The sequence below is a fragment of the Pseudomonas sp. WPR_5_2 genome (assembly GCF_003634475.1).
GTDB lineage: Bacteria > Pseudomonadota > Gammaproteobacteria > Pseudomonadales > Pseudomonadaceae > Aquipseudomonas > Aquipseudomonas izuensis.
The window spans coordinates 67,498-90,300 of the sequence record NZ_RBLA01000013.1 but is presented as its reverse complement, the minus strand read 5'-3'; the positions used below and the strand labels follow the sequence as shown (position 1 = coordinate 90,300).

Below are 22,803 nucleotides of genomic sequence, written 5' to 3'. Positions count from 1 at the left end.
GAAAATGGCCAAGAAGAGCATGAAAAACCGTGAGCTGAAGCGTCAGCTCACCGTTGCCAAGTACGCCACCAAGCGTGCAGCGCTGAAAGCTATCATCGTCGATCTGAACGCAAGTCCAGAAGCGCGTTGGGAAGCAACCGTAGCTCTGCAGAAGCAACCACGTGACGCAAGCGCTTCGCGCATGCGTAACCGTTGCCGCCTGACTGGTCGTCCGCACGGCGTTTACCGCAAGTTCGGCCTCGGCCGTAACAAACTGCGTGAAGCGGCAATGCGTGGTGACGTTCCAGGTCTGGTTAAAGCCAGCTGGTAATCGCTGTCAAAGCCTTGGTGGTCAGGTTCGCAAGAACCTGACCATCGGTGGCCTTGAATCTGAATCAAGCCCCTTTTGGGGCTTGATTCATTTCTGGGGTGTGTCTAGAATACCCGGCTCGCCTGAGCCCGTGTTTTCTATGCTCGGAGATTCTCGGCGACACGTAGTAGCCGCAAGGCTAATTTTTCTGTATTAGGAGCGTCTAGCCCATGAGTATGCAGGACCCGTTAGCGGACATGCTAACTCGAATCCGTAATGCCCAGATGGCTGAAAAGTCCGTCGTAAGCATGCCATCTTCCACGTTGAAGGTAGCTGTTGCCAAAGTCCTGAAGGACGAAGGTTACATCGCGGGTTATCAGATCAGCAGCGAAACCAAACCACTGCTGTCTATCGAGCTGAAATACTTCGAAGGCCGTCCGGTTATCGAAGAAGTGAAGCGCGTTAGCCGTCCAGGCTTGCGTCAGTACAAGTCCGTCGAGGATCTGCCGAAAGTTCGTGGCGGCCTCGGTGTGTCTATCGTCTCCACCAACAAAGGTGTGATGACTGATCGTGCTGCGCGCGCTGCCGGTGTCGGCGGCGAAGTTCTTTGCACTGTGTTCTAAGGGGGGATAAGCATGTCTCGCGTCGCTAAGAACCCCGTTAAGCTGCCAGCCGGCGTCGAAGTAAAATTCGCAGGCCAACAGCTTTCGGTGAAGGGTGCCAAGGGCACTCTCGAACTGAACATCCATTCGTCCGTTGAGATCGTTGAAGAAGCTGGTGAGCTGCGTTTCGCTGCTCGCAATGGCGATCAACAGACTCGCGCAATGGCTGGTACCACTCGTGCGTTGGTTAACAACATGGTCCAAGGCGTAAGCCAAGGCTTCGAGCGCAAGCTCCAGCTGGTCGGTGTTGGTTACAAAGCGCAAGCAAAAGGCACAGTGCTGAACCTGGCTCTTGGCTTCTCGCATCCAGTGGATTACGAACTGCCGGAAGGCATCACCGCTGAGACTCCTAGCCAGACCGATATCCTGATCAAGGGCATCGACAAGCAGCTGGTAGGTCAAGTGGCCGCCGAGATCCGCGACTTCCGTCCACCAGAGCCGTACAAAGGCAAAGGTGTGCGCTACGCGGACGAAGTCGTCCGTCGTAAAGAAGCCAAGAAGAAGTAGGGCATAGCAAATGACCGACAAAAAAGTTACTCGACTGCGTCGCGCTCGCAAAGCACGCCTGAAAATGCACGAACTCGAAGTCGTGCGTCTCTGCGTGTTCCGCTCTTCGCAGCACATCTACGCCCAGGTCATTTCGGCCGACGGCAACAAAGTCCTGGCAAGCGCCTCGACTTTGGATAAAGAACTGCGTGATGGCGCCACTGGCAACATCGACGCGGCCACTAAGGTTGGCCAGCTGGTCGCTACGCGTGCTAAGGCCGCTGGCGTCTCGCAGGTGGCTTTCGACCGCTCTGGCTTCAAGTACCACGGCCGCGTTAAAGCGCTGGCTGATGCTGCTCGTGAAGCTGGGCTGGAGTTCTAAGTTATGTCAAATAACGACCAAAAGCGCGACGAAGGCTACATCGAGAAGCTGGTTCAAGTTAACCGCGTAGCCAAAACCGTTAAAGGCGGCCGTATCTTCACTTTCACCGCGTTGACCGTGGTTGGTGATGGTAAAGGGCGTGTTGGCTTCGGCCGTGGCAAGTCGCGTGAAGTGCCTGCTGCGATCCAGAAGGCAATGGAAGCTGCTCGCCGCAACATGATCCAGGTTGATCTGAACGGCACCACTCTGCAGTACGCAATGAAGTCCGCTCACGGCGCTTCGAAGGTGTACATGCAGCCTGCTTCTGAAGGTACCGGTATCATCGCTGGCGGCGCAATGCGTGCCGTTCTCGAAGTTGCTGGCGTTCAGAACGTTCTGGCCAAGTGCTACGGCTCGACTAACCCGGTAAACGTGGTTCACGCCACTTTCAAGGGTTTGAAAGCAATGCAGTCTCCTGAATCCATTGCCGCCAAGCGTGGCAAAAGCGTCAAGGAGATCTTCTGATCATGGCTACCGTTAAAGTTACGCTGATCAAAAGCATGACCGGCCGCATCCCTAACCACAAACTGTGCGTTAAGGGTCTGGGTCTGCGTCGCATCGGTCACACTGTAGAAGTCCAGGATACTCCCGAGAATCGCGGGATGATCAACAAGGCTTACTACATGCTGCGTGTCGAGGGTTAATCGATGAAACTCAATGATCTGAGTCCAGCGCCGGGTTCCCGTCGCGAAAAGCATCGTCCGGGCCGTGGTATCGGTAGTGGTTTGGGTAAGACTGGTGGCCGTGGTCACAAAGGTCAGACTTCCCGCTCCGGTGGCACCATTGCTCCAGGCTTTGAAGGCGGTCAACAGCCGCTGCATCGTCGCCTGCCGAAATTCGGTTTCGTGTCCCTGAAGGCCATGGATCGCGCAGAAGTGCGTCTGTCCGAGCTGGCTAAAGTGGAAGGCGACATCGTCACCGTGCAGTCCCTGAAAGATGCCAACGTGATCAACGTCAACGTACAGCGTGTGAAAATCATGCTGTCCGGCGAAGTGACTCGCGCTGTGACCATCGGAAAGGGAATCGGCGCCACCAAAGGTGCGCGTGCGGCTATCGAAGCAGCTGGCGGCAAGTTCGAGGAATAAATGGCTAAGCAAGGTGCTCTCTCTGCGCTCGGCAAAGGCGGTATGTCTGAACTCTGGGCTCGTCTGCGTTTTCTGTTCCTGGCGATTATCGTCTACCGAATAGGCGCACACATCCCGGTTCCAGGTATCAACCCGGACCGACTCGCGGACCTGTTTCGACAGAATGAGGGGACCATTCTTAGCTTGTTCAACATGTTTTCCGGCGGCGCGCTGGAGCGGATGAGCATCTTTGCACTGGGGATCATGCCGTACATTTCGGCATCGATCATCATGCAGCTGATGACCGCCGTCAGCCCGCAGCTGGAGCAGTTGAAGAAGGAAGGTGAAGCTGGCCGTCGCAAGATCAGCCAGTACACCCGCTACGGCACTGTCGTTCTCGCTCTCGTTCAGGCCATTGGCATGTCCATTGGTCTGGCGGGGCAGGGCGTTGCGTTCACTGGTGACTTTGGCTTCCATTTCGTCGCGGTATCCACTTTTGTGGCTGGTGCGATGTTCATGATGTGGCTGGGTGAGCAGATTACTGAGCGTGGTGTTGGCAACGGTATCTCGATGTTGATTTTTTCGGGTATCGTCGCCGGTCTTCCGAGAGCGATTGGGCAGTCTTTCGAGTCTGCACGTCAGGGTGATATCAACATCTTCGCCCTGGTTGCCATCGGTTTGCTGGCAGTAGCGATTATCGGTTTCGTGGTGTTCATTGAGCGTGGTCAGCGTCGTATTGCTGTTCACTACGCCAAGCGTCAGCAGGGCCGCAAGGTCTTCGCTGCGCAGACAAGCCACTTGCCGCTGAAGGTGAACATGGCCGGTGTTATTCCGGCTATTTTCGCGAGCAGCATCTTGCTGTTCCCGGCTTCGTTGGGTGCCTGGTTCGGCCAGTCTGAAGGTATGGGCTGGTTGCAGGACATCTCGCAGTCGATCGCTCCTGGTCAGCCGTTGAATATTCTGCTGTTTAGTGCAGGGATTATTTTCTTCTGCTTCTTCTATACGGCGTTGATGTTCAATCCGAAAGACGTAGCGGAAAACCTGAAGAAGTCCGGTGCCTTTATTCCGGGCATCCGTCCAGGTGAGCAGTCCGCGCGCTACATTGATGGCGTTCTGACTCGCTTGACCATGTTCGGTGCTCTTTACATGACGGCCGTCTGCCTGCTGCCCCAGTTCCTGGTGGTTGCAGCCAACGTACCGTTCTACCTTGGCGGGACCTCGTTGCTGATCGTGGTCGTGGTTGTGATGGACTTCATGTCCCAAGTACAATCGCACCTCGTTTCGCACCAGTACGAATCCCTGATGAAGAAAGCCAACCTGAAGGGTTACGGCAGCGGCATGTTGCGCTGAGTACCCATAAGGTTCGAGGAGTTGGTGATGAAAGTTCGTGCATCGGTGAAAAAGCTGTGCCGTAACTGCAAGATTATTCGCCGCGAAGGTGTTGTTCGAGTAATTTGCAGCGCGGAACCGCGTCACAAACAGCGCCAAGGCTGAGTGTGATTGTGCTTCAAGCCCGGCAGCTAGTGCGCTGCCGGGTTGATTATTTGTTATTACAGCGATATTATCTCGCGCCCTATTTCTTGGCTTCCGGGGCGTAGGTAGCTGTCAATTGGAGTCCCACTGAATGGCCCGTATTGCAGGCGTTAACATTCCAGATAACAAGCATACTGTTATCTCGCTGACCTACATCTATGGTGTTGGTCGCACTACTGCACAGAAAATTTGTGCAGAGACTGGGGTAAACCCAGCCGCAAAGATCAAGGATCTGAGCGACGAGCAAATTGAACAGCTGCGTGGCGAAGTGGCGAAGTTCACCACTGAAGGTGACCTGCGTCGCGAAATCAACATGAAAATCAAGCGCTTGATGGACCTCGGTTGCTATCGCGGTCTGCGTCATCGTCGTGGTCTGCCAGTACGCGGTCAGCGTACCAAGACCAACGCGCGTACCCGTAAAGGTCCGCGTAAGCCGATCCGCAAGTAATCGCCCCAGCGAATCGACAGGAATTTAATCATGGCAAAACCTGCTGCTCGTCCTCGTAAAAAAGTTAAAAAGACAGTGGTTGATGGCATCGCCCACATCCATGCATCTTTTAACAACACCATCGTGACCATCACCGACCGTCAAGGTAACGCTCTTTCCTGGGCTACCTCCGGTGGTTCGGGTTTCCGCGGTTCCCGCAAGTCCACCCCGTTTGCTGCTCAAGTAGCTGCTGAACGTGCTGGTCAAGCTGCGCTGGAATACGGCCTGAAAAACCTCGACGTCAACGTCAAAGGTCCAGGTCCAGGTCGTGAATCCGCAGTCCGCGCTTTGAACGGCTGTGGCTACAAGATCGCCAGCATCACCGACGTGACGCCAATCCCGCACAACGGGTGCCGTCCGCCGAAGAAGCGCCGCGTGTAATCCAGGAGATTGTAAAGAATGGCTCGTTACATTGGTCCAAAATGCAAACTCGCTCGTCGCGAAGGCACCGATCTCTTCCTGAAGAGCGGCGTGCGCGCGATCGAATCGAAGTGCAACATTGAAGCAGCACCTGGTATCCACGGCCAACGCCGCGGTCGCCAGTCCGACTACGGCACCCAACTGCGTGAAAAGCAGAAGGTCCGTCGTATCTACGGCGTTCTCGAGCGTCAATTCAGCGGCTACTACAAAGAAGCTGCTGGCAAGAAAGGCGCAACTGGCGAAAACCTGTTGCAACTGCTCGAATGCCGTCTGGACAACGTTGTATACCGTATGGGCTTTGGTTCGACTCGTGCCGAATCCCGTCAGCTGGTATCGCACAAGTCGATCAGCGTAAACGGTCAAACCGTTAACGTTCCGTCCTACCAGGTTCGTGCTGGTGACGTGGTTGCTGTTCGCGAGAAAGCAAAAAACCAACTTCGCATTGTCCAAGCTCTCGATCTGTGTGCCCAACGTGGCCGCGTAGAATGGGTAGAAGTAGACACTGAGAAGAAGTCGGGCGTTTTCAAGAACGTTCCAGCTCGCAGTGATCTGTCCGCCGACATCAACGAAAGCCTGATTGTCGAGCTCTACTCCAAGTAAGGGCTAGAAAATAGGTGCATCCATGCAGATTTCGGTAAATGAGTTCCTGACACCCCGCCACATTGATGTGCAGGTTGTCAGTCCAACCCGCGCCAAGATCACGCTCGAGCCTCTCGAGCGTGGCTTTGGCCATACCCTGGGCAACGCGCTGCGCCGCATCCTGTTGTCCTCCATGCCCGGCTGTGCAGTAGTCGAGGCCGAGATTGACGGTGTGCTCCACGAGTACAGCGCCATCGAAGGTGTACAGGAAGACGTAATTGAAATCCTGTTGAACCTTAAAGGTCTGGCTATCAAGCTGCACGGTCGAGACGAAGTTACGCTGACCTTGTCGAAGAAGGGTTCGGGGGTGGTTACCGCTGCCGATATTCAGCTGGATCATGATGTCGAGATCGTTAATCCCGATCACGTAATCGCTAACCTGGCGTCTAACGGCGCCCTGAACATGAAGCTCGTAGTAGCTCGTGGTCGTGGTTATGAACCGGCCGACTCGCGTCAGAGCGATGAAGACGAAAGCCGCAGCATTGGTCGCTTGCAGCTTGACTCTTCGTTCAGCCCGGTTCGCCGTATCGCATACGTGGTGGAAAACGCCCGTGTCGAACAGCGTACTAACCTGGACAAGCTGGTTATTGATCTGGAAACCAACGGTACTCTGGATCCTGAAGAGGCTATCCGCCGCGCTGCAACCATCCTGCAACAGCAGTTGGCTGCGTTCGTCGACCTCAAAGGTGACAGCGAACCAGTGGTAATCGAGCAGGAAGACGAGATCGATCCGATCCTGCTTCGCCCGGTTGACGATCTGGAACTGACTGTACGTTCGGCTAACTGCCTTAAGGCGGAAAACATCTACTACATCGGTGACCTGATTCAGCGTACCGAAGTAGAGCTGTTGAAGACTCCGAACCTTGGCAAGAAATCCTTGACTGAAATCAAGGACGTTCTGGCCTCCCGCGGTCTGTCCCTCGGCATGCGCCTCGACAACTGGCCGCCTGCAAGTCTTAAGAAGGACGACAAGGCGACTGCCTGATCGTCGTAATCACCGAACGTAGTGTTTGGTAAGGAATGAACCATGCGTCATCGTAAAAGTGGTCGTCACCTCAGCCGCACCAGCTCGCACCGCAAGGCCATGTTCCAAAACATGGCGGTGTCGCTGTTCGAGCACGAGCTGATCAAAACTACTCTGCCAAAAGCTAAAGAACTGCGCCGCGTTGCCGAGCCGCTGATCACTTTGGCCAAGACAGACAGCGTTGCTAACCGCCGCCTGGCTTTCGACCGTACTCGTTCGAAAGCTATCGTTGGTAAGCTCTTCAACGACCTGGGCAAGCGTTACGCTACCCGTGAGGGTGGCTACCTGCGCATCCTCAAGTGCGGTTTCCGCGCTGGCGACAACGCGCCTATGGCGTACGTCGAGTTGGTTGATCGTGCTGTCGGCGGTGAAGCTGTATCCGCTGAGTAAGACGTCAGTCTGAAACGAAGAACCGGGCCTAGTGCCCGGTTTTTTGTGCGCGCATGAAAAGTGCGGCATTTGCAGTCGCATAGGTAATATCTATCGATTGTGAGTATTTAATGAATTAGTAAGCGTCATGTTGATCGTCAATACTCCCTTCAGCCGATTAGCCGGCAGTTCGAGACTGACTAAGGAAAGAGATCGCATGAGCCAAAATAAAACGCTTACCACCGCCAGTGGCGCCCCTGTCGCCGACAATCAGAATTCCCGTTCCGCCGGCCCACGTGGCCCGCTTCTGCTCGACGACTTCCACTTGATCGAGAAGCTGGCTCATTTCAATCGTGAAAACATTCCTGAGCGTCGTGTGCACGCGAAGGGCTCGGGTGCTTACGGTTCGTTTACCGTCACTCGCGATATCACTCAGTACACCAGCGCGAGGCTGTTCGAGTCGGTTGGCAAGCAAACACCCACGTTCCTGCGTTTTTCCACTGTGGGTGGTGAGCGCGGTTCGGCTGACACTGAGCGGGATCCGCGTGGTTTCGCGTTGAAGTTCTACACCGAAGAGGGCAACTGGGACATCGTGGGTAACAACACTCCAGTGTTTTTCATTCGTGATCCGCTGAAATTCCCTGACTTTATCCACACTCAAAAGCGTCTGCCACAAAGCAACCTGAAAAGCCCGCAGGCGATGTGGGACTTCTGGTCGCACTCTCCAGAGGCATTGCACCAGGTCACGATCCTGTTCTCGGATCGCGGCATCCCTGATGGTTACCGTCACATGCACGGCTTTGGCAGCCACACCTACAGCCTCATCAACGCCAATGGCGAGCGTCACTGGGTGAAATGGCACTACAAGACCAGGCAGGGCATCAAGAACCTGGCACCGACAGAAGCGGCCCGTTTGGCCGGTACTGATCCGGATTACGCTCAGCGCGACTTGTTCGAGGCCATCGAGCGCGGTGATTTTCCGAAATGGAGCGTGTGCATCCAGATCATGACCGAGGCTCAGGCCGCCGCGCATTATGAGAATCCGTTCGACGTCACCAAGACCTGGTCACAGAAAGAGTTTCCGTTGATCGAAGTCGGTGAGTTGGAGCTCAATCGTAACCCGCTCAACTACTTCGCTGAAGTCGAGCAAGCAGCCTTCGGTCCAAGCAACATGGTGCCGGGTGTGGGCCTGTCGCCGGACCGAATGCTGCAAGGTCGGGTATTCGCCTACGCTGATGCGCATCGCTACCGTGTAGGTACCAATCACCAGCAACTGCCGGTGAACGCCCCGCGTATCCCGGTTAACAGCTACCAGCGCGATGGTTCGATGGCGTTTGGCAGCAATGGTGGCGCGGCGCCGAATTATGAGCCGAACAGCTACGTCGATTCGCCGAAGCAGGCGCCTCGTTACGCCGAGCCTGGTTTGGCTTTGAGCGGCGCGGCCGATCGTTACGATCATCGCGAAGATACTGACTATTACAGCCACGCCGGTGCGCTGTTCCGTCTGATGAGTGACGAGCAGAAGGCGTTATTGGTTGGCAACATCGCCGGAGCGATGGCAGGTGTATCGAGTGACGTCGTCGACCGTCAATTGCAACATTTCTTCAGGGCCGATCCGGCGTACGGAGAAGCAATCGCAAAGCTGCTCAACGTACAGCTTAACGAAGTCTAAATGAGAAGCAGAACCGCCCTTGTTTGGGCGGTTTTTGCGTTATTTAAGCTGTTTTTCTCAGAATATCTTCGCTTTTATTGCGGCTTTCTCGTGACGATACGGGGATGTTGGTTCAAACTACAACTTTCAAGCAGGGAGATGTAGGGCGATGCAAGGCCACCCAGATGTGATCGATTACCTCAACACGTTGCTGACCGGCGAACTGGCTGCGCGTGATCAATATTTCGTCCACTCGCGGATGTATGAGGACTGGGGATTCACCAAGCTCTACGAACGAATCAATCATGAAATGGAAGAAGAAGCAGGGCACGCTGATGCTCTGATGCGCCGAATTCTGATGCTCGAAGGCACGCCACGCATGCGTCCGGACGATCTCGATGTCGGCACCACGGTGACAGAGATGCTTGAAGCGGATTTGCGCCTGGAATACAAGGTGCGTGCTGCGCTGTGCAAAGGCATCAAGCTCTGTGAGCAGCACAAGGACTATGTCAGCCGCGAAATGCTGCGGGTTCAATTGCATGACACCGAAGAAGATCACACCTACTGGCTCGAGAAACAGTTGGGTCTGATCAAGTTGATCGGGCTTGAGAATTATCTGCAGTCCCACACCTGATCCAGCGGATACAAAAAAGCCCCCGTCACTGATGAAGTGACAGGGGCTTTTTCATGGCGCCCGGTTAAGCCCGATCACGCTCCAGCAGCGGTTTGAGGTAGAAGCCAGTGTGAGATTGCTTCATCTCTGCGACTTCTTCCGGTGTGCCGACCGCGATGATCTGACCGCCCTTGGAGCCGCCTTCCGGCCCCAGGTCCACCAGCCAGTCGGCGGTCTTGATCACGTCCAGGTTGTGCTCGATCACCACCACCGTATTGCCGTGGTCACGCAGCCGATGCAGTACGTCGAGCAATTGCTGGATATCCGCGAAGTGAAGGCCGGTTGTCGGTTCGTCGAGGATATATAGCGTCTTGCCGGTATCACGCTTGGACAGCTCGCGGGACAGCTTGACTCGTTGAGCCTCACCACCCGACAGCGTCGTCGCAGATTGTCCCAGCTTGATGTAGGACAGGCCCACGTCCATCAGTGTCTGAAGCTTGCGCGCCAGGGCCGGTACCGCATCGAAGAATTCCCGGGCTTCCTCGATGGTCATCTCGAGAGTCTCGTGGATGCTCTTGCCTTTGTACTTGATCTCCAGCGTTTCGCGGTTGTAGCGCTTGCTCTTGCAGACGTCGCACGGCACATAGATGTCCGGCAGGAAGTGCATTTCCACCTTGATCAGGCCATCACCCTGGCAGGCTTCGCAACGTCCGCCCTTCACGTTGAAAGAGAAGCGCCCCGGACCGTAACCCCGGGAGCGGGACTCCGGCACGCCCGCGAACAGCTCGCGAATCGGTGTGAACAAACCGGTGTAGGTCGCCGGGTTGGAGCGAGGCGTACGACCGATAGGGCTCTGGTCGATGTCGACGACTTTATCCAGGTGCTCCAGACCCTTGATGCTGTCATGGGCGGCCGCTTCAAGTGTCGTTGCGCCATTGAGCGCGGTGGCACTCAGGGGGAAGAGCGTGTTGTTGATCAGCGTCGACTTGCCCGAACCGGACACCCCGGTTACGCAGGTCAGCAGGCCGATCGGAATATCCAGGTCGACATTGCGCAAATTGTTGCCGCGGGCGCCCTTGAGCGACAGCGACAGCTTCTTGTTGCGCGGGGTGCGTTTGGCCGGAACAGCAATTTTCACCCGGCCTGACAGGTACTTGCCGGTCAAGGAGTCCGGATGCGACATCACCTCAGCAGGCGTACCTTCGGCAACGATATGGCCGCCATGGACGCCGGCGCCCGGCCCGATATCCACAACATAATCCGCCAGGCGAATCGCATCTTCGTCGTGCTCGACCACGATCACCGTGTTGCCGATGTCGCGCAGGTGCTTGAGTGTGCCGAGCAACCGGTCGTTATCGCGCTGATGCAGGCCGATCGATGGTTCGTCGAGAATGTACAGCACGCCGACCAGGCCCGCGCCGATCTGGCTGGCCAGGCGTATGCGCTGAGCCTCACCACCGGACAATGTGTCCGCACTACGATCCAGCGACAGATAATCGAGACCGACGTTGACCAGAAACTGCAGGCGTTCGCGGATCTCCTTGAGGATCTTGTCGGCAATCTCGCCACGACGCCCGGTCATCTTCAGCTCGCCAAAATAGTCGCAGGCGTCGCCGATTGGCAGGTTGGTCACCGCCGGCAAGGTTTTCTCGCCAACCCACACGTGCCGTGCTTCCCGTCGCAGTCGGGTGCCGCGGCAGTCCGGGCAGGATTGGGTGCTAAGGAACTTGGCCAGCTCTTCGCGAACCGAAGCCGACTCGGTTTCGCGGTAGCGACGTTCCAGGTTCGGTACGATGCCTTCGAATGGATGTGAGCGTTTGACGATGTCGCCGCGGTCGTTCAGGTATTTGAAGTCGACGTTTTGCGAGCCGCTGCCATGCAGGATGTTCTTCTGCTGATCGCTCGGCAGCTCGTTGAACGGCACTTCCAGGCTGAACTTGTAGTGGGACGCCAATGAACCGAGCATCTGGAAGTAATAGACGTTGCGCCGGTCCCAGCCGCGAATTGCACCTTCAGCGAGGGTCAGCTCGCCATTGACTAGTCGCTTGATGTCGAAAAATTGCTTTACCCCCAAACCGTCGCAGGTCGGGCAGGCACCGGCCGGGTTGTTGAAGGAAAACAGTTTGGGCTCGAGTTCGCTGATGGCGTGACCGCAGATCGGGCAGGCGAAGCGCGCGGAGAAGATCATTTCTTCGCCCGGCTCATCGTCCATCGGTGCCACCAGCGCGATGCCGTCCGCCAGCTTCAGCGCGGTCTCGAAGGATTCGGCCAGGCGCTGTTGCAGATCGGCGCGGACCTTGAAGCGGTCAACCACGACATCAATGGAATGCTTTTTCTGTTTGTCGAGCTTGGGCGCTTCGTCCAGCTCATAAAGCTTGCCGTTGATCCTGGCACGGACGAAGCCCTGGGCTCGAAGCTCTTCAAAGACCGAGAGGTGTTCGCCTTTGCGTTCGCGGATGACCGGAGCCAGCAGCATGAGCTTGCTGCCTTCCGGCTCGGCGAGGACAAGATCGACCATCTGGCTGACGGTCTGCGCTTCCAGCGGAATGTCGTGATCCGGGCAGCGCGGAATGCCTACGCGCGCATACAACAAACGCAGGTAGTCGTAGATTTCGGTGATGGTCCCGACAGTCGAGCGCGGGTTGTGCGAGGTCGATTTCTGTTCGATGGAGATCGCTGGCGACAGGCCTTCGATGGTGTCGACGTCAGGCTTTTCCATCATCGACAGGAACTGCCGGGCATAGGCCGATAGCGATTCGACGTAGCGGCGCTGGCCTTCGGCGTACAGGGTGTCGAAGGCCAGGGACGACTTGCCGGAGCCGGACAGGCCGGTGATGACAATCAGTTTGTCCCTGGGCAGGGTCAGGTCGATGTTCTTCAGGTTGTGGGTTCGAGCCCCACGAATCAGGATCTTGTCCAAAGTGGCCTCGCTTGGCGGGCGTCGAAAACGTAGGAGTATACGGCCAAATACTGGATGGATGCACACTATCGAATGATGTCATGGCTGACTTACATGAAAGGTCTGTCATCTACACGCGGCAAAGCGTCGCGATATACCCCGCCAATCGATGGGACTGGTAGAATCGCCGCCGGTTCACATGAGGTTTTTCCATGCACGATCCCCACAGCGAACGCATGAGTGGCAGCGAGACCCGCGCGGCGAGCGGTCTGGCCCTGGTGTTCGCCTTCCGTATGCTTGGCATGTTCATGGTGTTGCCGGTCCTGGCGACCTATGGCATGGACCTGGCTGGAGCGACCCCCGCCCTCATCGGGCTGGCGATTGGCGCTTATGGCCTGACCCAGGCAATTTTCCAGATTCCCTTTGGTTTCATCTCCGACCGCATCGGCCGCCGCCCGGTGATTTACCTGGGGCTGATTGTCTTTGCCCTCGGCAGCGTATTGGCGGCCAACGCCGATTCGATCTGGGGTGTGATCGCCGGACGCGTCCTGCAAGGCGCCGGGGCGATTTCCGCCGCGGTCATGGCGTTGCTATCGGACCTGACCCGTGAGCAGCATCGAACCAAGGCCATGGCCATGATCGGCATGACAATCGGTCTGTCGTTCGCGGTCGCGATGGTTGTCGGGCCCTTGCTGACTCGCGCTTTCGGCTTGTCCGGACTGTTCCTCGCCACGGGCGGCATGGCGCTGTTCGGCATCGTGATCGTGATGTTCATGGTGCCGCGCTCCACCCACCCGTTGCAGCACCGTGAGTCGGGTGTCGCGCGCCAGGCCTTGATACCGACGCTCAAACACCCGGACCTGCTGCGTCTGGACCTGGGCATTTTTGTGTTGCACGCGATGTTGATGTCGAGCTTCGTTGCCTTGCCGCTGGCGCTGGTGGAAAAAGCCGGATTGCCCAAGGAGCAGCATTGGTGGGTGTACCTGACGGCATTGCTGATTTCTTTCTTCGCCATGATCCCGTTCATTATCTACGGCGAGAAGCGACGCAAAATGAAACGAGTTTTGCTCGGTGCCGTCGTGACGCTGATGCTCACTGAGCTATTCTTCTGGCAGTTCGGCGATAGTTTGCGGGCTCTGGTGATCGGGACGGTGGTGTTTTTCACCGCGTTCAATCTGCTGGAAGCTTCGCTGCCGTCGTTGATCAGCAAGGTTTCACCCGCCGGCGGCAAGGGCACGGCGATGGGGGTTTATTCCACCAGCCAATTCCTCGGATCGGCACTGGGCGGAATCCTCGGTGGCTGGTTGTTCCAGCATGGCGGTTTGTCGGTTGTGTTCCTTGGATGCGCGGGTCTGGCTGCCCTCTGGCTGGCCTTTGCTGTTACCATGCGAGAACCTCCCTACGTGACAAGCCTGCGCTTGCCATTGTCGCCCGAGGCGATCCGCGAAGCGGGTCTGGTCGAGCGCCTGAAGGCCGTCGTAGGGGTAACAGATGCAGTGATAGTCGCTGATGAGGCGGCCATTTACATCAAATTGGACACCGAACTATTGGATCGCACCACCCTTGAAAGCCTGGTGAACAACCCGGCCGGGGAAGCGTGCGTAGCCTAGGAGAACGTAATGGCCCGTGGGGTTAACAAAGTCATATTGGTCGGCACTTGCGGCCAGGATCCTGAAGTTCGCTACCTGCCGAACGGCAACGCCGTGACCAACCTGAGTCTGGCGACCAGCGAACAATGGACTGACAAGCAAACCGGTCAGAAAGTCGAAAAGACTGAATGGCACCGTGTGTCGATGTTCGGCAAAGTTGCGGAAATCGCCGGCGAATACCTGCGTAAAGGCTCGCAAGTCTACATCGAAGGCAAGCTGCAGACCCGCGAGTGGGAAAAAGACGGTATCAAGCGTTACACCACCGAAATCGTGGTCGACATGCAAGGCACCATGCAACTGCTGGGCGGCCGTCCACAGCAGGGCGACCAACAAGGCGGGGGCAACTACCAGCAGTCCGCGCCACGCCAGCAGGCTCCACGTCCACAGCAGTCGGCACCGCAGCAGTCGCGCCCGGCTCCACAGCAGGCCGCTCCACAGCCAGCTCCGGACTTCGACAGCTTTGATGACGATATCCCGTTCTGAAGCCATAGAGCTTCAACGTGAAAATAGAACCCGCGCTCAAGAGCGCGGGTTTTTTTTGCCTCGGATTTGGCCGGCAATCCGGAGGTCAGTCTTGTACTCAGCGGTTGGCCGCGAGGAACTCATCGGTGGACACCACGTTGGCGTAGGCAAAGCCCAAGGCCGACATGAAAGCGGCATGCACCTGGGCCGCCGGAACGGTCAGGCCGTTGAACTCCAGGTCACGGGAGGCGCACGCGTCGTGGATCACGGTGACGCTGTAACCAAGGTCATTGGCGGCACGCGTGATGCCATCGATGCACATGTGGCTCATGCTGCCGACGACCACCAGTTCCTTGATGCCTTGCTGGTCGAGGATCGATTGCAGTTCGGTTTCGCGGAACGAGTTGACGTAGTGTTTGAGCACCACAGGCTCATTGCCCAGGTTGAGGACTTTGGGGTGCAGCTTGGCGCCTTCGGAGCCGGGGGTGAAGAAAGGCGCGGCGTCGGAGGTGAACTCGTGGCGGATGTGTACCACCGAATCGCCGGCCTCGCGGAAGGCCGCTAGCAGACGGACGGCGTTGTCCGCGGCGGCATCGGCGCCGACCAGCGGCCACTTGCCTTGGGGGAAGTAGTCGTTTTGGATATCGACTACGATGAGTGCTTGCTTGGCCATGAGTGTTTCCTCGAGTGTGGTTTGGGTGTGGAATGGAGTATTGGCTCAAGCAGGCCGTCCGGGGATTGGCCGCACCGACAATAGCAGGGGGAAAACTGACAATGGATGCACAAAGGGCAATCGCCGAAGTGGGCGTGTTGATCTATCCCGGCGCGCAGATGGCGGCGGTGCATGGGTTGACCGACCTGTTCGGGGTGGCCAATCGGATCGCCGCCGAACATCAGGCTGCGCGCTTGCCGCTGTTGCGGGTCAGCCATTGGCGGGTCGAAGGCGATCAGCCACCCATTCGGGTCTACGACAGCCATCCCGCAGCGGACGGTGCACTGGTGGCGGTATTGATTCCACCGTCGATTGCCGGGTTCTGCGAAGGCCAGGCATCGCAGGCGCTGATTCGCTGGCTCAGGCAGCAACACGCCAGTGGAGCGACCCTCGGTGGTGTTTGCGTGGGTTCGATTCTGTTGGCCGAAAGTGGGCTGCTCGACGGCCGCAGCGCCACCACCCACTGGACCTCCGCCAAGGCTTTCGCCGAGCGATACCCGGCGATCAAACTCAAGGCCGATACGCCCATCGTCGATGACGGCGACCTGATTACCACCGCGGGGCTGATGGCCTGGTCCGAACTGGGTCTGCGCCTGGTGGATCGCCTGTTGGGGCCGAGCATTGCCACAGGCACCGCGTGTTTTCTGGTGGTGGAGCACAGCGACAGTGCCAGTGAATGCGGCAGCAACTTCGCGCCGATACTCAGCCATGGCGATGCTTCGATTCTCAAGGTGCAGCACTGGCTGCAAAGCACCGGAGCCACCGATGTGTCGCTGACGGCGATGGCCGAGCGGGCAGGGCTGGAGAAACGCACGTTCCTGCGCCGCTTCCGCGCGGCGACCGGGCTAAAGCCTACTGAGTACTGCCAGCACCTGCGGGTCGGCAAGGCCAGGGAAATGCTCGAATTCACCAACGGCACCATCGATCACATTGCCTGGACCGTGGGCTATCAGGACCCGGGGGCGTTTCGCTCCACGTTCAAGAAAATCACCGGGCTGGCGCCGAGCGATTATCGGGCGCGGTTTGGGGTGTTGCCGGGTGTCGCCGCACGCTAGGCACAACACCGCAGTTCCCCTTGTAGGAGCGAGCCTGCTCGCGAAAGCAGTCTGACATCCCACATCGATGGTGAGTGAAAGGGCCTATTCGCGAGCAGGCTCGCTCCTACAAGGGATCGTGCAAAATGCCGGATTTTGAAAGGCTATCGTGCAGAATCAAACAGGCCTCCTGCCACTACTGTTCGTGCAACCACATGATTTGAAAAGCGTTTCCCGGCAGCCCCGTTTGGCCTGATCTCTGCACCTCCTACACCTACATTCATCTACTGCCGATTGAAGGGGGACGCATGACCCCAACAAACCGCAAGAAACTGGTGGTCGCCCACTCGGTGCACCCCGACGCGCCATTGCATGAAATTGAAACCAATCGCGCGCTGGCCAAGTGGCTGGCACAAATCCTCGGGCTCAAGTTCGGTGGCAGTTACGACCCTGGGCAGCATCGCGGACGAGACATTTACCTGCTGCCCACCCAAACGCTGGTGGGGGCCGCAGCCGCCCGGCAGTTGGGGGTCAAAGGTCCTGAGGATTTGTGGGGTGGCTATGTCGAACATGCCTTCATCTGCACCAAAGCCATCAGCCACGGTTTGCTGAATCATCATGCCCATGCGCCACCAGGTTGGGTGCCGCTGTTTTGCGAACGGGTGCGCAACGTCGTGCTCGATGGCCTCAGTGTTTTTTCCCTCGACGATGCACGGCCAGCGGCGGAGCATTTGCTCTACAGCGGCCCGATCCGCCTCAAGCCGATTCACGCCTGCGCCGGGCGCGGTCAGGAAGTGATCAAAAGCCTCGACCAGTTCGACGAAATCCTCGCTCGGCCCGAGGCCAAGACCCTGTTCAACGAAGGTGTGGTGCTCGAGCAGGACCTGGATCAGGTGATCACCCACAGCGTCGGTCAGAGTTTCATCGGTGACAGGGTGCTGAGTTATTGCGGTGAGCAATTCTTGACCAAGGACCCTCAAGGCGAAGAGGTGTATGGCGGCTCCAACCTGCTGGTGGTGCAGGGTGGCTATCAGGATCTGTTGGCGTTGGACTTGCCTGAAGACGTGCGATTGGCGATCAGGCAAGCGCAGGTATTCGACGACGCGGCGAATGAAGCCTACCCCGGCTTCTATGCGTCGCGGCGCAACTACGACATCGCCCAGGGGGTGGCCAGTGATGGCAAACCCCGCAGCGGCGTGCTCGAGCAATCCTGGCGCATGGGCGGGGCCAGCAGCGCCGAAGTCGCTGCCTTGCAGAGCTTCGTCAACGACCCGCAAATGCGCGCGATTCGCGTGTCTTCGGTGGAAACCTACACCGATCGGCCGCTTCCGGCGGACGCCATCGAGGTGTATCGCGGTCCGGCGCAAAACAGTGATTTCCTACTCAAGTACGTAACGGTCAAATCCTATGACGGCTAGAAGCGAAAGCATTCAAATCGACATCGACGACGAGCAGATGAGCGGGACCTTTCTCAGCCCCAAATCGAAAGTCCCCGGCGTGTTGTTCGTGCACGGTTGGGGCGGCAGTCAGGAGCGCGATCTGGAGCGGGCGAAGGGCATCGCCGGCTTGGGTTGTGTGTGCCTGACCTTCGACCTGCGGGGCCACACCGGCGGCACCGGCATTCCGCTGACCCGGGTAACCCGTGAAGATAACCTGCGCGACCTGTTGGCGGCCTACGACCGCTTGCTCGCGCACCCGGCGCTGGATACCTCGGCCATTGCCGTGGTCGGCACCAGCTATGGCGGTTACCTGGCCTCGATCCTCACGTCGTTGCGTCCGGTGCGCTGGCTGGCGCTACGGGTGCCAGCACTGTATCGCGACGAGCAATGGCACACACCCAAGCGTGACCTGGACAAGCTCGATTTGCGCGATTACCGCGGTACGCTGGTGCGTGCCGATAGCAATCGGGCGCTGCATGCCTGTTCGCAATTTACCGGGGATGTGCTGTTGGTCCAGTCCGAAACCGATGACTATGTGCCCCACGCGACGATCATGAGTTATCGCGCAGCGTGTCAGCAGACCCATTCGATGACGCACCGCATTATCGACGGTGCCGACCATGCGCTGAGCGATCCGGTTTCGCAGCAGGCCTACACCTCGATCCTGGTGGACTGGATCACGGAAATGGTGGTGGGTGAGCGGTTGAGCATTATTCAATCCAAATGATCGTGTGGTGTTCTTGCGGACGCATCGCGGGCAAGCCTTGCTCCCACAGAATTTGTGTCGACCATCTGTGGGAGCAAGGCTTGCCCGCGATGGCGTCATCACCGTCACCACAAATCACTTGGGTTTTTTCGAGATCCGCAGCGACTTGGCCTTGGCCTCCACCAGCAAATACATCACCAGCGTGATCAACAACGGCAGCAGAAAATAGATCGCCCGATAAGCCAGCAGACCCGCCACCAGACTGCCCCGCGATACCTCGTGTTGCAGCAAAGCCACGAACACCGCTTCCAGCACACCGAGCCCGGCCGGTATGTGGGTAATGACCCCGGCAATAGCACTGATCAGCAACACGCCAAGCACCAATGGGTAGTCGAGTTTGCTCGGCAGCAGGGTGAAGATCACCGCCGCCATCAGCGACCAGTTCAACGCCCCGAGGGCCAGTTGCACAATGGCCATGCGCAAGGACGGCAAGTCGATTTCAATGCCGCGTATCGCCCACTCGCGCCGTTTGGAAAACCGGCACGCCGCGAGATATCCCGCGCTCACCAGCAGCAACAAAACGCCCATACCTTGCAGCGCGTCGCTGCTCAGTTTCCATCCCGGGGGCATGCGTACCAGCCCGCTGCTGAACACTGCCCCGGCAATCACCATGTAGCCGAACCAGTTGGTGGCCAGGCTCAGGCCGAGGATTTTTGCGATGTTGCCTTTGCTCACACCGAGCCGCGAATACAGCCGATAACGCATGGCAATGCCGCCGACCCAGGCACTCAGGTTGAGGTTGAAGGCGTAGCTGATGATCCCCACCGGCAGGATCTGTTTCCACGTCAGATCCTGGCGAATGTAGGTGCGGCCGATCAGGTCGAAACTGGCGTAGACCAGAAAACTCACCAGGGTCAATCCAGAGGCGATGATCAGCGTGCGCACCTTGAAGTCAGCCAGGGTGTCGAACACTTCGCCCCATTCCATGCGCGAGGCGAACAGGCTCAACAGCACGATCAGCGCCAGGAAAAACAGCATCGTCAGCGGTCTTTTCCAGCGGCTCAGGCGAGATTTTGCCGGGTGGTCGGCGTGGGTCGCCGCGTGTGCTTCAGTGCGGCTCATGCTGATCGCTCCCGGTCGGTGAAGTGAACGCTTTCAGGCGTGGTTTATGCGCCGGCAACCAGCCGGCCCATGCCGGGAAATGCCGCAGGAAGTGGAACACCAGAAAACCCACGGTCATGTGCCAGACGCGGCCGCGTGGGGCGTTGTCCACCGACATGGCCTTGCAGTGATGGTCACTGAGTTCTTCGAGGCGCTCGAACAGGTCACGGTTGAATGCGCGGTCGCGGATCAACACATTGGCTTCCAGGTTCATCGACAGGCTCAACGGGTCGAGGTTGCTGGAACCGACGGTGCTCCAGTCTTCGTCCACCAGCGCGACCTTGCCGTGCAGGGGGCGGTCGCAATATTCGTAGATCTTCACCCCGGATTTGAGCAAGTAATCGTAGGTCATGCGCGCAGCGAGTTTAGCCACCAGCATGTCGGGTTGACCTTGCAGAATCAGCCGCACATCAACACCGCGGCGGGCGGCGTTGCGGATCTCGCGCAGCAATCGGTAGCCGGGGAAAAAGTAAGCGTTGGCGATGACCACGCGCCGCTGCGCAGTGCGTAACACCAGGCGGTAAACCTCTTCGATGTCGGTCAAGTGCTCGGCGTTGTCGCGGTACACCAGCCGCACCTGACCGTCATGCTCATCGAAGGCCAGTTCCGAGCGACGTTGTCGACGCCGTTGCCACCAGTACTTGGCCCGCGCGGGACGACCGCATTGCAACAGGGCAAAGTGATGAATGTCGGCCACCGCCGGGCCTTGTATTTCTACCGAATAATCCTGTTTGGCCTCGGGACCGAAATCGGCCAGATGATCGGCGGAGAAGTTGATCCCGCCAATGAAGGCGACGGTTCCGTCTACGACCACTATCTTGCGGTGCAGGCGGCGGAACCAGTTGGTGCGGACGCCCAGGTGCTTGGGTGCCGGATCGAACATTTGCAGATGCACGCCGGCTCCACTGAGCGCGGTGAGAAAACCGGTACTCAGTTCGCCGCAGCCAAATCCGTCGAAGCTGGCGGTGACACGTACCCCGCGTTGCGCGGCGCCGATGAGTACGGTCTTGAGCTCTTCGCCGACCTTGTCCTCGAACACGATGAAGGTTTCCAGAAGGATCTCGGTCTTGGCCTGGCGCATGGCCTCGAACACCCGGGGAAAATAGGCCTCGCCGTTTTCCAGCAGCTCGACGCGGTTGTTGCCTTGCCAACGGTACTCGACGTCGACCGCTGCGGGTTCGCTGGTCGGCGGCGCGGCAATCTGCTCCACGGTGGTTTTTTCCATCGGCGAGAGGCTCATAACTCGATCTCTACCGACAGCGGTGCATGGTCCGAAAGGTGTGACCAGGGCCGGGACGTCAGCACTTGTGGTTGGCTGGCCTGGAGGTTGCGCACGTAGATGCGGTCAAGACGCAGCGCGGGTAATCGAGCGGGAAAACTGCGCGCGGGCTTGCCATGGTGCTCGGCGAACACTTCGCGCAAACCGCAAGGGTTGAGCAGGGCATCGGCACGCTGACGCCAGTCATTGAAATCCCCGGCGACGATCACTGGCGCATCGTTTGGCAGTTCTTCCAGCCGGCGGGCCAGCAACCTGAGTTGTTCGTTGCGATGGCTTTCGCGCAGGCCCAGGTGGACGCATATCGCGTGCACCTCCGGGCCTTCGCCGGGCAGGCGCAAGATGCAATGCAGGAGGCCGCGATTCTCATGGCCACTGATGGACACGTCGAGGTTGTCGTGCCGCACGATCTGGAATTTCGACAGCAGCGCGTTGCCGTGATCGCCCGCCGGATAGACCGCATTGCGCCCGTAGGCGAACTGCGGCCACAGGGTGTCGGCGAGGAATTCGTATTGCGGCATCGCCGGCCAATTGTTGTAGCGCTTGGGATGCTGTTCATGGGTGCCGTGGACTTCCTGCAAAAACACCACATCGGCAGAGACACTGCGCACCGCTTCGCGCAGTTCCGGCAGGATGAAACGCCGATTCAGCGCGGTGAAACCCTTGTGGGTGTTGACCGTCAGCACCGTGAAACGATGCACCATGGTGTCGATGGAGGCCTGCTCGTCGGTGACGCCGACCGGTTCGCGAATGCTCATGGCAGCGCTCCTTCGGCAACGGGTTCACCCGGGGCGGTGAGCAGCTCCTGGTCGAGGTCGAATCGCTCCAGCAGGCGACGCGCATCGAAAGGCGCGCGGACTTTGATGTCGTTGTCGAAATAGCAGAACACTTCGCGGGATTTGCAGACCCTGGGTTTCTGCCGGGGCGCGATCAACTGTGGATCTTTCGGTTGCCGCCCTTGATGCCAGGCCTCGATCCGCTCACCCCAGCGCTGCAGTGCCTGCGTTGTGTAGCCGCTGGCGTAGAGTTCTTCGGCGCCGTGCAGGCGCAGGTAGACGAAGTCGCTGGTGATGTCCTCGCGGTACGGCCATTTGCCGGCGGTGTCGGCGATCACCAGTGCCGTGTTGTAGCGTTTGAGCAGCCGGACAAAAGCCGGGTCGATGAAGCTGTCGTTACGGATTTCCACGGCATGGCGCACAGGTTTTTTCTTGTACGCCTTCAGGCTGGCGTGGCCGTGGAGGTGCGAGTCGTGCTGACGGGCGAGGGCGGCCACCTGTTCGGTGTCACGGGGTAATTGTTCGAGAAAGGTCTCGAACAGTTCGGCATCGAATTTGAAGTTGGGCGGAAACTGCCAGAGGATCGGCCCGAGCTTTTCCTTGAGCTCCAGAACGCCGGAGGCAAAAAAATTCGCCAGGGGTTTGTGGATGTCACGCAGACGCTTGATGTGGGTAATGAAACGTGGGGCCTTGACGCTGAACACGAAGTGCATCGGCGTTTCGATGTACCACTGGGCATAGCGCTCGGGCTTTTGCAGGGCGTAAAACGATCCATTGATTTCGATGCTGTTGACCGCCCGTGACGCGAATTGCAACTCGCGTTTCTGGGGCAACCCCTTGGGGTAGAAATCCCCTCGCCAGGGCGTGTAGCGCCAACCTGAAATGCCGATATGAATCGCCGCCATGTCGCCTCCCGTCTGAGTGCCCCGTTCTTTTGCTGACTGTGGGGCGGCGACGAAAGTTTCGGTGGGGGTACGGACGGTACATATTCACGAATCACCGCAGATCCAATGTGGGAGCGAGCCTGCTCG

Annotated in this window: 27 protein-coding genes; 21 read left to right on the top strand and 6 right to left on the bottom strand. The window is 58.2% G+C overall.

The genetic code is table 11. The annotated features are described in order from the left end of the window. Window positions 1–4: 4 nt before the first annotated feature. The 16 genes from rpsN (at window position 5) to bfr (ending at window position 9,679) form a co-directional block, all read left to right on the top strand. Complete coding sequence (gene rpsN / locus BJ917_RS31415) at window positions 5–310, top strand: 30S ribosomal protein S14 (RefSeq protein ID WP_003228726.1); 306 nt, start codon at window positions 5–7, stop codon at window positions 308–310. A 209-nt stretch (window positions 311–519) separates the two neighbouring features. Next, window positions 520–912: a 30S ribosomal protein S8 gene (gene rpsH, locus BJ917_RS31410; protein WP_003228724.1), complete on the top strand. Its 393-nt coding sequence runs from the start codon at window positions 520–522 to the stop codon at window positions 910–912. A 12-nt stretch (window positions 913–924) separates the two neighbouring features. Continuing rightward, complete coding sequence (gene rplF / locus BJ917_RS31405) at window positions 925–1,458, top strand: 50S ribosomal protein L6 (RefSeq protein ID WP_003176412.1); 534 nt, start codon at window positions 925–927, stop codon at window positions 1,456–1,458. A gap of 10 nt (window positions 1,459–1,468) precedes the next feature. Beyond that, window positions 1,469–1,819: a 50S ribosomal protein L18 gene (gene rplR / locus BJ917_RS31400; protein WP_003186037.1), complete on the top strand. Its 351-nt coding sequence runs from the start codon at window positions 1,469–1,471 to the stop codon at window positions 1,817–1,819. 3 nt (window positions 1,820–1,822) lie between these two features. After that, window positions 1,823–2,323 carry a 30S ribosomal protein S5 gene (gene rpsE, locus BJ917_RS31395; protein WP_003186035.1) on the top strand — a complete coding sequence of 167 codons (501 nt, stop codon included), beginning with the start codon at window positions 1,823–1,825 and terminating at the stop codon, window positions 2,321–2,323. 2 nt (window positions 2,324–2,325) lie between these two features. Continuing rightward, window positions 2,326–2,502: a 50S ribosomal protein L30 gene (gene rpmD / locus BJ917_RS31390; protein ID WP_003176408.1), complete on the top strand. Its 177-nt coding sequence runs from the start codon at window positions 2,326–2,328 to the stop codon at window positions 2,500–2,502. Between the two features lie 3 nt (window positions 2,503–2,505). Next, entirely contained in the window at window positions 2,506–2,943 is a 438-nt protein-coding gene (gene rplO / locus BJ917_RS31385; protein ID WP_003228720.1) for a 50S ribosomal protein L15, read from the top strand. Further along, on the top strand, window positions 2,944–4,272 hold the full coding sequence (secY, locus tag BJ917_RS31380; RefSeq protein WP_003228718.1) for a preprotein translocase subunit SecY: 1,329 nt from the start codon (window positions 2,944–2,946) through the stop codon (window positions 4,270–4,272). A gap of 27 nt (window positions 4,273–4,299) precedes the next feature. Next, entirely contained in the window at window positions 4,300–4,416 is a 117-nt protein-coding gene (gene rpmJ, locus BJ917_RS31375) for a 50S ribosomal protein L36 (RefSeq protein ID WP_002555468.1), read from the top strand. Window positions 4,417–4,546: 130 nt separating this feature from the next. After that, the gene (gene rpsM / locus BJ917_RS31370) at window positions 4,547–4,903 is read left to right on the top strand and encodes a 30S ribosomal protein S13 (RefSeq protein WP_009045849.1); all 357 of its coding nucleotides are present in this window, start codon (window positions 4,547–4,549) and stop codon (window positions 4,901–4,903) included. A 30-nt stretch (window positions 4,904–4,933) separates the two neighbouring features. Next, complete coding sequence (rpsK, locus tag BJ917_RS31365) at window positions 4,934–5,323, top strand: 30S ribosomal protein S11 (protein ID WP_002555466.1); 390 nt, start codon at window positions 4,934–4,936, stop codon at window positions 5,321–5,323. Between the two features lie 18 nt (window positions 5,324–5,341). Beyond that, on the top strand, window positions 5,342–5,962 hold the full coding sequence (gene rpsD / locus BJ917_RS31360; RefSeq protein ID WP_003176404.1) for a 30S ribosomal protein S4: 621 nt from the start codon (window positions 5,342–5,344) through the stop codon (window positions 5,960–5,962). Window positions 5,963–5,984: 22 nt separating this feature from the next. Then, window positions 5,985–6,986: a DNA-directed RNA polymerase subunit alpha gene (gene rpoA, locus BJ917_RS31355; protein WP_007924176.1), complete on the top strand. Its 1,002-nt coding sequence runs from the start codon at window positions 5,985–5,987 to the stop codon at window positions 6,984–6,986. 42 nt (window positions 6,987–7,028) lie between these two features. Continuing rightward, entirely contained in the window at window positions 7,029–7,415 is a 387-nt protein-coding gene (gene rplQ / locus BJ917_RS31350; RefSeq protein ID WP_007955635.1) for a 50S ribosomal protein L17, read from the top strand. Between the two features lie 196 nt (window positions 7,416–7,611). Then, complete coding sequence (locus tag BJ917_RS31345; protein ID WP_121106067.1) at window positions 7,612–9,066, top strand: catalase; 1,455 nt, start codon at window positions 7,612–7,614, stop codon at window positions 9,064–9,066. Between the two features lie 148 nt (window positions 9,067–9,214). After that, entirely contained in the window at window positions 9,215–9,679 is a 465-nt protein-coding gene (bfr, locus tag BJ917_RS31340) for a bacterioferritin (RefSeq protein WP_008053867.1), read from the top strand. 64 nt (window positions 9,680–9,743) lie between these two features. On the opposite strand, the gene uvrA is transcribed toward bfr, so the two are convergent. After that, window positions 9,744–12,578, bottom strand: coding sequence for an excinuclease ABC subunit UvrA (gene uvrA, locus BJ917_RS31335; protein WP_096514763.1), 2,835 nt, complete (start codon window positions 12,576–12,578; stop codon window positions 9,744–9,746). A 191-nt stretch (window positions 12,579–12,769) separates the two neighbouring features. Between uvrA and BJ917_RS31330 the strand changes: the two genes are divergently transcribed. After that, window positions 12,770–14,167: an MFS transporter gene (locus BJ917_RS31330; protein WP_121106066.1), complete on the top strand. Its 1,398-nt coding sequence runs from the start codon at window positions 12,770–12,772 to the stop codon at window positions 14,165–14,167. Window positions 14,168–14,176: 9 nt separating this feature from the next. After that, on the top strand, window positions 14,177–14,689 hold the full coding sequence (locus tag BJ917_RS31325; protein ID WP_096514767.1) for a single-stranded DNA-binding protein: 513 nt from the start codon (window positions 14,177–14,179) through the stop codon (window positions 14,687–14,689). A 97-nt stretch (window positions 14,690–14,786) separates the two neighbouring features. Here the strand turns inward: BJ917_RS31325 and BJ917_RS31320 are convergent, their stop codons facing one another. Further along, window positions 14,787–15,341, bottom strand: a complete 555-nt coding sequence (locus BJ917_RS31320; RefSeq protein WP_096514769.1) for a cysteine hydrolase family protein — start codon at window positions 15,339–15,341, stop codon at window positions 14,787–14,789. A gap of 101 nt (window positions 15,342–15,442) precedes the next feature. Here BJ917_RS31320 and BJ917_RS31315 point away from each other — a divergent pair, with 101 nt between their 5' ends. From BJ917_RS31315 to BJ917_RS31305, 3 genes are all read left to right on the top strand, one after another. Beyond that, on the top strand, window positions 15,443–16,435 hold the full coding sequence (locus BJ917_RS31315) for a GlxA family transcriptional regulator (RefSeq protein WP_121106065.1): 993 nt from the start codon (window positions 15,443–15,445) through the stop codon (window positions 16,433–16,435). A gap of 287 nt (window positions 16,436–16,722) precedes the next feature. Next, window positions 16,723–17,832: a DUF3182 family protein gene (locus BJ917_RS31310; RefSeq protein WP_096514773.1), complete on the top strand. Its 1,110-nt coding sequence runs from the start codon at window positions 16,723–16,725 to the stop codon at window positions 17,830–17,832. Then, window positions 17,822–18,580 carry a S9 family peptidase gene (locus tag BJ917_RS31305; RefSeq protein ID WP_096514775.1) on the top strand — a complete coding sequence of 253 codons (759 nt, stop codon included), beginning with the start codon at window positions 17,822–17,824 and terminating at the stop codon, window positions 18,578–18,580. Before BJ917_RS31310 ends, BJ917_RS31305 begins: the two co-directional genes overlap by 11 nt. A gap of 114 nt (window positions 18,581–18,694) precedes the next feature. Here BJ917_RS31305 and BJ917_RS31295 read toward each other — a convergent pair whose 3' ends face one another. The 4 genes from BJ917_RS31295 to BJ917_RS31280 are packed head-to-tail and all read right to left on the bottom strand — an operon-like array spanning window position 18,695 to window position 22,677. Then, complete coding sequence (locus BJ917_RS31295) at window positions 18,695–19,681, bottom strand: lysylphosphatidylglycerol synthase domain-containing protein (RefSeq protein WP_121106063.1); 987 nt, start codon at window positions 19,679–19,681, stop codon at window positions 18,695–18,697. Continuing rightward, window positions 19,668–20,960: a cardiolipin synthase ClsB gene (gene clsB / locus BJ917_RS31290; RefSeq protein WP_121106062.1), complete on the bottom strand. Its 1,293-nt coding sequence runs from the start codon at window positions 20,958–20,960 to the stop codon at window positions 19,668–19,670. The genes BJ917_RS31295 and clsB overlap by 14 nt, the downstream gene beginning before the upstream one ends. Next, a complete protein-coding gene (locus BJ917_RS31285) occupies window positions 20,957–21,754 on the bottom strand; it encodes an endonuclease/exonuclease/phosphatase family protein (protein WP_096514781.1) in 798 nt (265 codons plus the stop codon). The genes clsB and BJ917_RS31285 overlap by 4 nt, the downstream gene beginning before the upstream one ends. Continuing rightward, complete coding sequence (locus BJ917_RS31280; protein ID WP_121106061.1) at window positions 21,751–22,677, bottom strand: DUF72 domain-containing protein; 927 nt, start codon at window positions 22,675–22,677, stop codon at window positions 21,751–21,753. The genes BJ917_RS31285 and BJ917_RS31280 overlap by 4 nt, the downstream gene beginning before the upstream one ends. Window positions 22,678–22,803: the final 126 nt, after the last annotated feature.

What these genes read in the sequence shown, in the direction of transcription:
- rpsN (WP_003228726.1), top strand. Translation starts at nt 5, where the DNA reads ATGGCCAAGAAGAGCATGAAAAACCGTGAGCTGAAGCGTCAGCTCACC.
- rpsH (WP_003228724.1), top strand. Translation starts at nt 520, where the DNA reads ATGAGTATGCAGGACCCGTTAGCGGACATGCTAACTCGAATCCGTAAT.
- rplF (WP_003176412.1), top strand. Translation starts at nt 925, where the DNA reads ATGTCTCGCGTCGCTAAGAACCCCGTTAAGCTGCCAGCCGGCGTCGAA.
- rplR (WP_003186037.1), top strand. Translation starts at nt 1,469, where the DNA reads ATGACCGACAAAAAAGTTACTCGACTGCGTCGCGCTCGCAAAGCACGC.
- rpsE (WP_003186035.1), top strand. Translation starts at nt 1,823, where the DNA reads ATGTCAAATAACGACCAAAAGCGCGACGAAGGCTACATCGAGAAGCTG.
- rpmD (WP_003176408.1), top strand. Translation starts at nt 2,326, where the DNA reads ATGGCTACCGTTAAAGTTACGCTGATCAAAAGCATGACCGGCCGCATC.
- rplO (WP_003228720.1), top strand. Translation starts at nt 2,506, where the DNA reads ATGAAACTCAATGATCTGAGTCCAGCGCCGGGTTCCCGTCGCGAAAAG.
- secY (WP_003228718.1), top strand. Translation starts at nt 2,944, where the DNA reads ATGGCTAAGCAAGGTGCTCTCTCTGCGCTCGGCAAAGGCGGTATGTCT.
- rpmJ (WP_002555468.1), top strand. Translation starts at nt 4,300, where the DNA reads ATGAAAGTTCGTGCATCGGTGAAAAAGCTGTGCCGTAACTGCAAGATT.
- rpsM (WP_009045849.1), top strand. Translation starts at nt 4,547, where the DNA reads ATGGCCCGTATTGCAGGCGTTAACATTCCAGATAACAAGCATACTGTT.
- rpsK (WP_002555466.1), top strand. Translation starts at nt 4,934, where the DNA reads ATGGCAAAACCTGCTGCTCGTCCTCGTAAAAAAGTTAAAAAGACAGTG.
- rpsD (WP_003176404.1), top strand. Translation starts at nt 5,342, where the DNA reads ATGGCTCGTTACATTGGTCCAAAATGCAAACTCGCTCGTCGCGAAGGC.
- rpoA (WP_007924176.1), top strand. Translation starts at nt 5,985, where the DNA reads ATGCAGATTTCGGTAAATGAGTTCCTGACACCCCGCCACATTGATGTG.
- rplQ (WP_007955635.1), top strand. Translation starts at nt 7,029, where the DNA reads ATGCGTCATCGTAAAAGTGGTCGTCACCTCAGCCGCACCAGCTCGCAC.
- BJ917_RS31345 (WP_121106067.1), top strand. Translation starts at nt 7,612, where the DNA reads ATGAGCCAAAATAAAACGCTTACCACCGCCAGTGGCGCCCCTGTCGCC.
- bfr (WP_008053867.1), top strand. Translation starts at nt 9,215, where the DNA reads ATGCAAGGCCACCCAGATGTGATCGATTACCTCAACACGTTGCTGACC.
- BJ917_RS31330 (WP_121106066.1), top strand. Translation starts at nt 12,770, where the DNA reads ATGCACGATCCCCACAGCGAACGCATGAGTGGCAGCGAGACCCGCGCG.
- BJ917_RS31325 (WP_096514767.1), top strand. Translation starts at nt 14,177, where the DNA reads ATGGCCCGTGGGGTTAACAAAGTCATATTGGTCGGCACTTGCGGCCAG.
- BJ917_RS31320 (WP_096514769.1), bottom strand. Translation starts at nt 15,341, where the DNA reads ATGGCCAAGCAAGCACTCATCGTAGTCGATATCCAAAACGACTACTTC.
- BJ917_RS31315 (WP_121106065.1), top strand. Translation starts at nt 15,443, where the DNA reads ATGGATGCACAAAGGGCAATCGCCGAAGTGGGCGTGTTGATCTATCCC.
- BJ917_RS31310 (WP_096514773.1), top strand. Translation starts at nt 16,723, where the DNA reads ATGACCCCAACAAACCGCAAGAAACTGGTGGTCGCCCACTCGGTGCAC.
- BJ917_RS31305 (WP_096514775.1), top strand. Translation starts at nt 17,822, where the DNA reads ATGACGGCTAGAAGCGAAAGCATTCAAATCGACATCGACGACGAGCAG.
- BJ917_RS31295 (WP_121106063.1), bottom strand. Translation starts at nt 19,681, where the DNA reads ATGAGCCGCACTGAAGCACACGCGGCGACCCACGCCGACCACCCGGCA.
- clsB (WP_121106062.1), bottom strand. Translation starts at nt 20,960, where the DNA reads ATGAGCCTCTCGCCGATGGAAAAAACCACCGTGGAGCAGATTGCCGCG.
- BJ917_RS31285 (WP_096514781.1), bottom strand. Translation starts at nt 21,754, where the DNA reads ATGAGCATTCGCGAACCGGTCGGCGTCACCGACGAGCAGGCCTCCATC.
- BJ917_RS31280 (WP_121106061.1), bottom strand. Translation starts at nt 22,677, where the DNA reads ATGGCGGCGATTCATATCGGCATTTCAGGTTGGCGCTACACGCCCTGG.